This window comes from Streptomyces sp. ID05-26A (assembly GCF_033794685.1).
Classification (GTDB): domain Bacteria; phylum Actinomycetota; class Actinomycetes; order Mycobacteriales; family Pseudonocardiaceae; genus Lentzea.
Genome location: NZ_JARAYZ010000011.1, coordinates 1 through 14,014, shown reverse-complemented (window position 1 = coordinate 14,014; position 14,014 = coordinate 1). Strand labels below are relative to the sequence as shown.

Genomic DNA, 14,014 nt, shown 5'->3' with positions numbered 1-14,014 from the left:
CGACAAGCCCAGTAGCGAACAGCCTGGTGGCGACAAGCCTGGTGGTTTCGTGCCTGGCATCCACACGCCGGTCATCGACACCAAACCCGGCGGCGACCGCCCCGGCAGCGACCGGCCTGGTACTGAACGGCCTGGCACGGACACGCCGGTCATCGACACCAAACCCGGCAGCGACCGACCCGGCGGCGACCGCCCCGGCAGCGACCGGCCTGGTACTGAACGGCCTGGCACGGACACGCCGGTCATCGACACCAAACCCGGCGGCGACCGACCCGGCAGCGACCGGCCTGGTACTGAACGGCCTGGCACGGACACGCCGGTCATCGACACCAAGCCTGGCACCGACAAGCCCGGTACCGAACAGCCTGGCGGAGACAAGCCAGGTACCACCCCGACGCTGCCCCCGCTCGTCGCGCCGCCGGCACCGGTCGGTCAGCAGCCGGTCGGTCAGCAGCCGGTCCGCACCACACCCACGCCCACCCAGACACCCATCACCAGCCAACCCAGCCCAAACACACCCAGCCCAAACACGCCCAGCCCAAACACGCCCAGCCCAAACACGCCCAGCCCAAACACGCCCATCGCAGCACCGGTCACCGCACCCGTCCTGCCCCCGCCGAACACCACGCCCGTCACCGACACGCCCACCATCGACGCGCCTGTCACCACCACGCCCGTCACCACCACGCCCGTCACCACCACGCCCGTCACCGACATACCCGACCTCGACACACCCCCAGCAACACCCGTCACCAACACACCCGTCACGAACACGCCCGTCACCAACACACCCGTCACGAACACGCCCGTCACGAACACGCCGGTCACGAACACGCCCGTCACCAACACCAACCCGACTGGGCAAACCAACCCGGCACGCACCGACACCAGCACCCCAGCCACACCGACACCACAACGGCCACAAGAATCGAACGGCACCACACCGCCGACGAACTTCCAGGCCACGCCCGCGCCGTTCGTTGTCGGCGATAACGTCCAGGTTCAGCCGGTTCACGCTCCTGAGGCGTCCACTCGAACCGGTCCAGCCACCGAACAGTCCACAGAGGACTACGGCGATCGGGAGGACGCGGTCCGGCGAGACGCCCAGACCGAAGTTCACTCCGAGGTGCCTGTGCGGGAGCGGCTGCCTCTGAAGCGTGAGTTCGACGGACCTGCCGAGTCGGCATTCGGATCGACTTCGCCCGCCACGAATCCGCCCGACCAGGACACCCGCCCCGCAGCGATGTCCGACAAGGGCAAACAGCGCGCGACCACTCCGAACCTCGCGCCCGCAGAACCCGACACCTCCGGCATCGACGACGAACTGTCCGACGACATGCCCCTGTTCGGCTTTCCCAGCGAGCCGCCGGCTGGACTTGACGCCGCGACGCAGGGGTGGGCCGACCAGGTCCGCCAGGCGCACCGCGAACTCCGCGACGCGGAGCCACGGAAGCGCGAGGAGGTTCTGCGACGCGCACAACAGCTCGCGCCGCTACCGCCAGGCAACATCTTCATCGGCAAGGACAGCCAGACCCCGCACCAGATCGACACCGAGAACAAGATCGACCAGATCCGCACGGTCGTCGCCCACACCCTCCTCACCACCGACTCCGACACCACCGCGGCCAACCAGGCCACGCAGCTCACGAAACAATTCGGAGTCCAACGCCGACGCGGCCTTCTCGGCGGGCACAATCCCGCCGGCAGCTCCAGAACCGCCGGGGAAAGCTCGACCACCGCGACCACCGCGACCAACCGGGCAGTCGCCGTACCGACCCCCAAGATAACGAGCAGCGAACCCTACATCGCCGATTCGCTCAAGCGCGCCTCTTTCCTTGACGAGCGCCGACTGAGAACACGCGTCGAGCAGTTCGAGCAACTGGCACGCGAGTCAGGCTTCAACCTGATCCACGAGCCTGTGGAAACCAACACGCAAGAAGTACTAAGTGAACTCGGTACGCGCTGGCAAATCTTCCTGCTCGAAGCATCACCCTCTCCGGCATCAGTCGCCAGAATCCAGGAGCTGTTCACCGACCTCTACACCACCTCAACCCTGACACTCAGACGATTCCCGCGAACACGCCAAAAATACATCGCGTCCGAGTTCCCTGCGGTACCCCAGGAAAAAAGCACACAACAGTTTTCGAGCATTGAACGAGCCCTGTACCGGCGCACGATCATGACCATGCTCGACAACCCCGGCATACTCATACATCATCTGGAATCACCGGACGGCGCGCCACTTCACGAACGCCTCATCCGATCACGCCTGATGATAATCAGCATCCAATCCGCCAGCCAGGTAATCGGCAGCCCCCGATACAACCTCATACTTCAAGACCCGACACAGCTTGACCACCTGCTCAACCCCTATGGCGCACCTGCGGACTCCGCACCGAACTTCATCTACGAGGTGGAGAACGCGAAGGCCCCGCTCACCTATTTCGAGCAGGTGCCGCACTCCGTCATGCACCTCGTCAAGTTCGACGGGCGATCGACCAGCCTCTCCCCGCAGCAGGAACAGGATCTCGCGAGAGCACTGCGCGAAATCGTCGCGGAACTGGAAATGCGCTCCAGCCTCGGAGAACAAACTCCAGCCAACATCGTCATCACATCAGAAGTTCCACAATTCCTCGACCACACCGACAACTCAGGCAACGCGAACAACAAAACCAAAACAGAACAGGAAAGACAACTACACGAAACGATAAAGCGCCACATCAGGAAAGAAGCTTCGGAACTGAGCGATCCCTACCGCAAGAATTCCTTGGCCAAACTCCAGACTGTCGCCTCTCCCCTACCGGGGCGTGGCGACACTCCGGGAGAGATCGGAATCTACGTCAGCATCGGAAACGGCGAAACCGAGCGCGCGGCAGACGCCTATCTTCGCCTAACCGGAGAGCTCGACAACGTCCGGCTCAGGAGCAGGCAGGACTTGTTCGACATCGTGTCGAACCAACTGAACCAGCACGCAATTCGGGAATTTGCGTCCTCCCACGGCTACTACGACCGATCGAGAATCAGGTTCAAGCATCGACCCCTTGGCCCCACCGCCAGAACCAGACTGGCGGACATCGACGAGGCGCTCCAAAGAAATCCCGCGACGCCCGAGGTCGACCACCTGATCCGCCCGGTGCTTGCCACCCTGGTTCTCTCGGCGTCCCTCACCCTGACGGCACCAAACCCGACCTACGACCCGATCACACCCGCGTTCCTGAACGAACTACTGGGCGAAGTAACACGGTTTCTCTCCAGCAACCCTTCCTCAAGTCTCTTCGACTCGCTGGAATCACCGCTGTACGGACTCTCCACCGCACACAACACACGAACGCCTATGCTTCAGTTCCTGATCGGCCTCGCCAACCTCGACAACAGCGACCGCACGCTGATGCTGGAGAGAGTCAAGCGAGGCGACATCGAGCGGGAAATCTGGAACATCATGCAGCGTCCGCTGCTGCACAGACCCTCCGCAGACTACCCATTCAAATTTTTCTACAGCAGCACGCTACGAGAAATACGTGAACTCACCTACGAGTTCCCTCGCAGCTCCTTCATTTTCCACGGACCTTCCGAAGACGAAACACTGTCCGACAAGGAACGTGCACAACTCCACCAGTTCGCCAAGTCCCATGCCCCAGAGGTCGCCAGGCTCGCCGAGCGCAGGAGCAGACCCCGCGAGATCATGATCTACGTGAACTCATCGGCCAACTCGGACCTCGGGGAGGATTTTCTCGACTTCGGCTGGCCGGCCCAGATGAAGGAAACTCTCGTATACCACCTTGAGCGCGAGTTCAGCAGCTTTCGCGAGAAAGACCCCACGCTGCCGAACATCTTCTTCGACGTGAGGGTCAGAAATAGCGGGAGTGTGGGCCGCGGGTTCGCCTACATCGAAGTCCACACGGAGGCTGTCGGCCTCACGCCCGAACAATTAGGCATCGACACCCATCTGCGCGCGACACGCCATCTGAAGGCGCTGGCAATTCCAATCTCGGAACTGCGGACACTAGCCACCGAATACAGCAGCCTCATGCAGTCCACGCGGTGGAAAGTCGAGGTTCAGAACCACACCATCACCTTCGGTTCGGGACTACTGGGCATCAGCGACACGGAAGAACTGCTGGACACCCTGAATCGCGGGCTCATCGATTTCGGCGACGACCAGATAGTATCTCAGGTCAGGAGCCTCGTCGCGGACCTGATCATGTTCGACTCTCTGCACTACAGGGCTTTTCCCGCGTTTCACAATGGTATCCACCACCGTGGCGGATGGCAGCTGCCCGCCCCTTCCAGGGACGACGTCAACAGAATACTGGAAGACGTGATCGCGTTCCTCTTCCACAGCGACCACAGGAAACTCTTCACCGATCCGAACTCACCCGCGTTCGGAATGCGTTCCGATCCGGGAACCCCACTGCCCGTACGACTTCTCCGCATCAGCCTGATGTATCTCAGCCCCGAGGAGAAGACCAAGCTTCTCGCCCACTGGCAACACTTCGCGGAGCTGACGCAGAAGGACAATCTCGCACACAGGATCATGGTGCGGTTCGACATGACCTCGGGCCACTACGGCGCCCACCTGAAGGAAGACCTCCGCACGCTCTACTTCTCCAAAATCGGGGGTCCTCCTCCTGGGGTCGACCGCTTCGCGGGCCGACAGCGCCTCAGCATCGTCACGAACTCCGCAGGCGAAATGGTCCTGAGGGGCTATCAGTCCAACAACTGGCCCGCGCTCGGGTTCAGCCCCGACCAGCTGCCACTGGAGCTCCAGACCCAGCCGGAGTTCCAGGTCAGATTCACCCTCGACGAGCCACACAGCCACTCCCGCGTGCGGCTCGCCGACGCGCCCGCCCAGCAACTCGCTCATCCCACGCACTCGTCTACGGCGCCTTCCTTCGAGGTTCGTCGCGTCGGCGAAGGTCCCGGCGGCGTCGTCGAGATCACCGTGGTCGCCGCTTTCGCGGCCTCCCATCTCGACGACCGCGCTGTCCGGAACACCATCGCGCAGGCCCAGCACTCGATCGACATGTACTACAACCGCGCCGCGCTCCAACTCCCCACCGGAGAACTGCTCCGCTTCCGGCTGGTACCGCCACCACCGCTGGTCAGGGCGCACCACACCATCGCCCTCGGCCCAGACCTCGATCCCGGCTACCTGCGCTGGAACCCTCGCCAGTCACACGCCGTCACCGCCTACTCGTACGGCCTCATGATCGGCCTGCACGACCCCGACACCGCCGACCACGAGGCTGAGATCGAGCGACTCGCCGCACACGGACCTACCGCTGAACACGTCACCACACTCCAGGACGCGCTCCGACCGCGCCCAGAACCCTCGGACACGCTCAGCTCCCGTGCCAAGGGAAAGAACCGCGATGACGACGACGTCTTCATGGAAGACGTCGACGCCGATCCCGACGACGGTTCCGCACAGCGGAGCCACACCGGATTCCGCACCTCTTCGTCCCCCAATTTCGGCGACCGAGACCTGCGAGACCTACTGGACTGGGCTGACCGGATCGAGCGGGCCCAGGCCGTTCTGGACGAGGTACCCCGCGGGCAGCGGCGGCAGGCCGAGAAACTGGCACGGCAACTCGTCCCACTCCCCACCGCCCTCCCACTCGAACAAACCCCCGACCAAGCCAGAACCGAATGGCTCATCTCCAACATCCGACTAGTAGTCACAGCCGCACTACTCGATCTCCGCACCCGCGAAGCCGACCGAGAAACCCACGCCACCGCACTCGCCAAAGAACTCACCAAAAAGTACAGCGTCCGACGCACACGCGGACTCCCCGGCGGCGCCGCACCCAGTACCATCCCCAACCCCGACCACGGAGAAACCTCTGTGGCGGGCGCGGCTCGCACCATCGACTCCCCCGCACACGGCTTCTCCGCCGAACCGCCTGCGGGACTCGACGCCGCCGACCCGCACTGGGCCGACCAGGTCCGCCAGGCACACCGCGCACTCAACGAGGCCGACCCAGCCGAAGTCGACCACGCACTTCGCCGCGCACAACAACTCGCACCGCTGCCCGAAGGCACGATCTTCATCGGCAGGAACACACAAACCCCGCAGCAAATCAACATCCAGAACAAAATCGACCAAATCCGCATTGTCGTCGCCCACACCCTCCTCACCGACTCCGACACCACCGCGGCCAACCAAGCCAGACAACTCACCCGCCAATTCGGCGTCCAACGACGCCAAGGACTCCCCGGCGGACACAAACACGTCTACGACCCCAACCCCGATACACCCACCGTCGGCGAAAGCTCGGCCACCGCAGCCGCCCGACCAGCCCCAAGACCGGTCCCGAACCCTCCGGCAACCCCTCCACCAAACGCGGCATTCGACTCGGCCGACTACATCAGAACCGCCGTCAGCGCCGCTCCCTTCCTCAACGAGAGGAAGCTGAGAGAACGGATCAGGCAGTACGAGCGACTCGCACACGAGTCAGGCTTCGAGCTGAAATCCGTCATTACTCCGGCAAGCACGGATGCCGCCCTTGAAATCATCACCACGGAATGGCCGTCCTTCTCGCGAGGCAACACGGACTCTCCTCCGGAAGTAGCCAGAACGCAATCGCTCCTGCTCGACCTGTACACCACCTTGACCCTGGAACTACGCCGTCCAGCGAACAGCCCGCATAAATCGGACCGCTCCCACTTCTCCCACATTCGCCCCTTTACCGCCAACAGTATCTTCATAGCAATCGGAAAGGCCATCGGCCAGGGATCGATCACCCCTCTGCTCGACGATCCCAACTCGACCACACACCACCTCGAGTCCACGAAAAACGCACCGCTCCACGAACGACTCGTCCGATCACGCCTGCTTTTTCTCAACCAGCATAATCGCGATCTGGTGGCCGCCAGCCCCCGGTTCGGCCTGCTCCTCCAGGAGCCGGCAATGCTCGACCGGCTTCTCCACCCCGCGCGCGAGGTCTGGAACTCCGCCCAAATTATCGTCAATGAGACGACGAATACAAATAATCCTCTCACCTACTTCCAGGCGATTACACACTCACCTACACGCGTGATCGAACTCGACAAGAAATCACGCAAAATATCCGCAGACCAAGACAGAAAGCTCGCCGCGGCCGTCAGCAGCATGGTCGCCGAAGTCGACGCACGCTCCAAACTCGGAGAAGGCACCCCGGCCGAGATCGTCATCACCGCGACGGAACGAAAGAGACCGGAGCGCTCCCTTGGCTCGACATTCCTGCACAGTGACCTCTCCCAGGCACAGACCGCACATCTCCACAAGCGAGCATCCGAGCACCTCATCACCGCACTGTCCAACCTGGACAAACCGGCACCTCGAACACGCTCACTCGACATACGAATCGTAAAGTCCGAGCCCAACCCGCAACAGCGGCATCAGAACGACAGGACAACGTTCGGAATCACCCTCAGCATCGGGAACATCGATTTCGAACGAGCAACAGACGCCTATCTCCGTGTCACCAGTTCACTGGAAAACGTTCAGCTGACCGACAGACGATCCCTGTCCGACATCGTCGACAACCAACTGAACCTCCTGAACATCCACATACCGGGATTCAGCGCACGATACGCCTATCGCCCGCTGAGTCCGGAAACCAGAACTCGCCTCGAACTTCTCAACGAGGCGCTTCGAACCAACCCCGCGCTGGCCACGGACAACCACGCCGTCCGCTCAGTGATCGCAAACCTACTGATATCAGCTTCCCTGATCCTCACGTCGAGCGATCGACAGATCGATCCGATCACCCCCGCCCGACTGAACGAGGTCCTGGAAGAGGCCACACGATTCCTACAGGATCATCCTTCTTCCGAACTCTTCGCAGCGCACGACTCACCGTTGTTCAGCCTCTCCTCCGTCCACTACGCTCCCGCACCGATGCTCTATTTGTTCGTCGGCCTCGTCAATCTTGAGAACCGAAACCGCGCGCTAATCCTGAAGAGGATCGGCGACGATGATGTCCAAAGAGAACTGAACAACATCGTGCCGGCCATGCTGCTCCGCGCCGGTTCACCGGATCAGCCGTTCAAGCGCGTGTACAGCGACATGCTGCTAGAAATGCTTGAGGTCCCATCGAACCTCCCCCGCAGCTTCACCATGCCAGTTGCCGCCAACCCGAAAGTCCTCTCAGAAGACGAGCGGAGTGTTCTGCGGATTTTTGCCAGGAACTTCGCCCCCGAGGCCGCCAGGCGAGCACTCGAAGGAATCCCGCTTCCCAAAGTCAACATCGTCTTCGACAGCCCCATCGCCTTTGGCCCGGACGGCCGACCATTGCCGAGGCCAAAAATGGAGTGGCAGTTCATTGCGCGGGATGCGCTCTACAGCTATCTCGCACAGGAGTTCACCAAACTACGGCAGGCGAACCCGAAACTCCCGGAAATCACTATTATTCCGCCGATCTACAGCTCGGAGAACGGAACCCCAGGGTCCACGCGATTCGTAGTCGTGGTCAAGCCGTCCGGGATCACTCCCGAGCAGTGCGCCGTGGACACACATCGCCTGGTCACCCGAAATCTGCGCAACCTGACGGTTCCGCCGTCAGAACTCCGACGGACTGTCGCAGAGTTCTCGGACCTGACCAACTCCGCCCGCTGGCTGGACGAGCACAAACAGCCTGACTTCCAGTTCGATGGCGACATTCTCCGATGGACCCCGACCTATCTCCCCAGCGCTCGCATCGAAGGTCTTCTGGATTCTTTGAACAACCTTCTCGGGAGCTTCGCGGACGATGTCGCGTCGGACACCAGAACTCTCGTCAGAGATCTGATCATCGCCTCATCGATCAGATACTGGAGCTACCCGGTCGACCGATCCTCTCGCTATCCGGTAAATGCCGAGTATCTACTTTCGCCGATCACCTTGACCGAGGTCGACAAGATCCTCGGCGAGATGGTCGATTTTCTTGCCAAGAACGACCACAGGAGACTTTTCACCGATCCGCTCTCACCAGTGTTCGGAATGCGTTCCGAACACGGAGACCCACTCGCCACACGCCTTTTCCGCATGGCGACGGTCCACCTCACCACCGAGGAGAGAGGAAAACTCTACGAAAATTGGCCACGGTTCGCGAGAACCTCTCGATCCGACAATCTCATTCTGAAGCTCATGGCACCCGGCGGGCACTATCGCACCGTAAGCAGAGAAAATGTGCGGGCGACTCTCCATGAGCTGTATTTTCCCGGCGTTCCGCAGCCCCGTTTCGAAAACGAAGAGATGCCTGCTCCGCTCTACTCCACCGATTTGCCGCCTGCCTATCAGCACACCAGCTGGCCTGTGCTCGGGTTCAGTCCCGACCAGCTACCACTCGAACTCCAGACCCAACCCGAGTTCCAGGTCAGATTCACCGAACCACACAACTACACCCGCGACCGACTCACCCACACCCCCGCACAACAACACCCCCACCCCACACTCCCCTCAACCACACCCGCCTTCGAAACACGCCACGCCGGCCACGGCCCCGGCAGCGTCCTCGAAATCACCGTCCTCGCCCACTTCACCACCAACCCCGACACCGACCCCGACCCCGACCCCGACACCCTCCGCACCACCATCAACCAAGCCCAACACATCGTCGACATGTACTACAACCGCGCCACCCTCCAACTCCCCACCGGCGAACTACTCCGCTTCCGACTCATCCCCACACCCCCAGACCAGGCCCACCACACCATCTCCCTCGAACCCGGCGACGAACCCAGCCACCTCCACTGGGACCCCGCCCAACCCCACGCCATCACCGCCTACTCCTACGGCCTCATGATCGGCATCTTCACCCCCCACACCACCAACCACACCACCGAAATCCACCACCTCACCCACCACGGCCTCACCACACACCACCTCCCCGCAATCCAACACGCACTCCAACCACCCACAACCCCCACACCACGCACCAAAGGCAAACAACGCGCCACCGACGACACAACCACCTCACCCGACAACGCCGGACCTGGCCCGAACAGCCAGGACCAGGAGTGGAATGAGCGGATCGCGCTCGCCGAGCTCTCTCTGAGCTGGGCAGCCCCTCAAGAACGAGAACACGTGGAAGACCGAGCCAGGCAACTCGTCCCGCTCCCCTCCGTGACTCCTCTCGCCCCTTCCGCCGAGCTCGCCTCGACCGAACAGGTGATCTCGAACATCCGCCTCGTGGTCGCGGCGGCGCTGCTCCATGACCTGTCCCAGAACATGTCCGACCCGGAGTCGAACGCCAGGACACTGGCCGGAGAACTCACCACGCGCTTCGGTGTCCACCGCACACACGGCTTCCTCGGTGGCCTTGCCTCTCCGACTCGGCCGGACTTCCGCGACGGAGAAGCCTCCACCTCAGGCGCGACCGGAGAAACCGCGGCCCGCTCAACCGAGTTCGGTCAAGCGCCCGCTCCTGGCGTCCCCGCCGAACCGCCCGCGGGACTCGACGCCGCCGACCCGCACTGGGCCGACCAGGTCCGCCAGGCACACCGCGCACTCAACGAGGCCGACCCAGCCGAAGTCGACCACGCACTTCGCCGCGCACAACAACTCGCACCGCTGCCCGAAGGCACGATCTTCATCGGCAGGAACACACAAACCCCGCAGCAAATCAACATCCAGAACAAAATCGACCAAATCCGCATTGTCGTCGCCCACACCCTCCTCACCGACTCCGACACCACCGCGGCCAACCAAGCCAGACAACTCACCCGCCAATTCGGAGTCCAACGACGCCAAGGACTCCCCGGCGGACACAAACACACCAGCAATCCCGACACCCTCGACGGCCCCACGACCGGCGAAAGCTCAGCCTCCGCCGCTGCCAGGCCAGACCCGAGACCAGCGCCCAACTCTTCACCGAATCCTCCGCGCAACGCGGCATTCGACTCGGCCGACTACATCAGAACCGCCGTCAGCGCCGCCCCCTTCCTCAACGAGAGGAAGCTGAGAGAACGGATCAGGCAGTACGAACGCCTCGCACACGAGTCAGGCTTCGAGCTACGAGCAGTCGACATCCCGACAAGTACAAAGGCCGCACTTCACACCATCACGACGGGATGGCGGTCATTCTCGCGCGACGGCTCGATCTCCCCAGCGGACGTAGCCAGAACACAATCGCTTCTGCTTGACCTGTTCACCACGTCCACCCTGGAACTACGCCGCCCAGCGAACAGCCCACAGAAATCATCCCGTTCCTCCTTCGCGCACATCCCGTCCACTATCAGCAACAAAATCTTCACGACGTTCGGGCAGGCCGTAGGCGGGAAATCGATCACCTCTCTGCTCGACAGCCCCAACTCGGTCACCTACCACCTGACGCCCGAGGACGACGCACCACTTCACGAACGACTCGTCCGATCACGCCTGCTCCTTCTCGACCGCGCCGTGCTCAAGCAGGTAGTCACCAGCCCCCGATTCCTCCTGCTGCTCCAGGACCCGGCGATGCTCGACCACCTTCTCCATCCCGCGCGCCAGGTCATGGAGTCCGCCGCCCTACTCGCCGAGCAGACGACGAACCCGAAGAAGCCGCTCACCTTTTTCGAGGCGATCTCGCACTCGCCCAGGCACGCGATCGACCTCGACAAGAAGGCGCGCAAACTGTCCACGACTCAGGACAGGCAACTCGCCGCGGCCATCGGCGACATGGTCGCCGAAATCGACGCACGTTCCGCACTCGGAGAGGACACCCCGGCCGAGATCGTCTTCACCGCGACCGATCCGATGGAGTTCGGTCGTTCTTTCAGGTCCTCGCTCCTGCGCACCGGAGACGTTCAGTCGAAGACGTCCCCCCTTCACATGCGGATCTACGAACACATCGTCGCGGCACAGGCCGGCCTGAGCGCACCGGCGCCCCGAACGCTCTCGCTCGATGTACGAGTCACGAATGCCGCGCCCACCGTTCACCAGAAGCGCCAAGGAAACAAACTCGCGTTCGAAATCACCCTCAGCGTCGGAAACGACTCCGTCGAACGAGCAATGGACGCCTACCTTCGACTGACCGGGCCGCTGGAAAACCTCCGGCTCACCAGCAGGCGCGCCCTGTTCGACATCAGCCGAAACCAACTGAACCTCCAGCAGATCCGTCTACCCGGATTCTCAAGCGCGCGGTACACGTATCGCCCGTTGAGCCAGGAGACCGGCGCGAGACTGAGCCTCTTCGACAAGGCACTCCGAGAGGACGCCACGCCGGTCGCCGTGGACAACCTGGTTCGATCGGTCATGGCGAACCTGATCGTGTCGGCTTCCCTGATCATCACCTCGCGCGGGCGAAAGATCGATCCGATCACGCCCGCTCGGCTGGACGAGATCCTGGAGGAGGCCACCCTGTTCCTGTCGAAGCGGTCATCGTCCGACCTTTTCACGTCATTCGCCTCTCCGTTGTACGGACTTTCCTCCGCACACGACGAGGCGGCACCGATGCTCTATCTGCTTGTCGGCCTCGTCAATCTCGACAACAAACAGCGGGATCTCGTTCTGAAGAGACTCGACAGCGCGGACATCGAGAGGGAGATCCAGAACGTCCTGCCGATTATGCTGTTCCAGGGCGACTCTTCGAATCGACCGTTCAGACGCGTGTACGGCCACATGCTGAACGAAATGACGGGAGTTCCCTCCCGTCTCCCGCGCAGTTTCACCATGTCGCCGGGAGTGTCCCGCCGCGAGGAACTGTCGAAAGAGGAGCACGAAGTTCTGCGTAGATTTGCCAGGGACTTCGCCCCGGGGGCCGCCCAGCGAGCAGCAGAAGGGTCGACACTCCCCGACATCAAGATTCGATTCAGGACCAGCGACCGTACTTCGATCCATCTTCTGGACGAGTCGCGCTCGATGTGGCCGCACAACGCGCGAGATGCCCTCGAAAGCTACTTCACGCTGGAGTTCGACAAGCTCCGGCAAGCGAAGCCGAACCTGCCCGAGATCATCATCTCGCCGTCTGTCTACTACCAGAGCAGCGGCACTCCGGGAACTGCTCACTTCGAGATCGTGGCCGAACCCACCGGAATCACCCCCGAACAGCGTGCCGTCGACGCCCACGTTCTCGCCACCCGCAGGCTGGACACGCTGATGCTCCCGGTGGCGGACCTCCACAGGACGGCCGCGGAGTTCTCAGAGCTGACCACATCCGCCCGCTGGCGTCACGAACACAGTGAACCCGAGATTCAGTTCGATGAAACCCTGCTCGAAATGCCCCGAACCGAGGGCAACCTCAACGCCCTGCACGACCTGATCACGAGATTTGACGACATCGCCGACGACGTCAGGACGTTCGTCGGCGACCTGGTCATCGCCGCCTCGCTCAGATACATGAACCACCCGCTCGGTGATCCCACTGATCCGTTCAGCGCGCGCACGTACGTATTGGCGCCGGTCACCGCGACCAAGGTGGACAAGATTCTCGGCGAGCTGGTCGACTATCTCGCCGAGAACGACCACAGGAAGCTGTTCACCGATCCGATCTCGCCGGTGTTCGGTATGCGTTCCGAACCTGGCACCCCGCTCGGGGCACGTCTCTTCCGCATCGGAACGGTTCACCTCACCGACAGCGAGAAGAAGAAGCTTTTCGACAGCTGGTCGCGCTTCACCCGCATGTCGCTGTCCGATGATCTCGTGTTGAAGCTCATGGTTCCCGTTGGGAGATACAACCTCGCGAGCGAGGAAACCACGCGCGCCTCGCTTTACGAGGTCTACTTTCCCGGAGTTTCGCTGCCTTCGTCCAATTACGATTCCGACGCGACGCCACCCGCCCCGCTGTACGTTTCCAACGGCCCGTCGGGCGTCTTTCCTCCCGGCTACCAGGTCGACGACTGGCCCGTGCTCGGGTTCAGTCCCGACCAGCTACCACTCGAACTCCAAACCCAACCCGAGTTCCAGGTCAGATTCACCGAACCACACAACTACAACCGCGACCGACTCACCCACACCCCCGCACAACAACACCCACACCCCACACTCCCCTCAACCACACCCGCCTTCGAAACACGCCACGCCGGCCACGGCCCCGGCAGCGTCCTCGAAATCACCGTCCTCGCCCACTTCACC

At 62.3% G+C, this 14,014-nt stretch carries 2 protein-coding genes; one reads left to right on the top strand and one right to left on the bottom strand.

Features of this window, described 5'->3' with window-relative positions; all coding sequences use genetic code 11:
* Positions 1–447: 447 nt before the first annotated feature.
* The gene (locus PV646_RS44695) at positions 448–966 is read right to left on the bottom strand and encodes a hypothetical protein (RefSeq protein ID WP_500349248.1); all 519 of its coding nucleotides are present in this window, start codon (positions 964–966) and stop codon (positions 448–450) included.
* A 166-nt stretch (positions 967–1,132) separates the two neighbouring features.
* On the opposite strand from PV646_RS44695, the gene PV646_RS44690 reads away from it, so the two are divergent.
* The coding region (locus PV646_RS44690) for a hypothetical protein (protein ID WP_500349247.1) at positions 1,133–14,014 on the top strand (12,882 nt) is incomplete at its 3' end.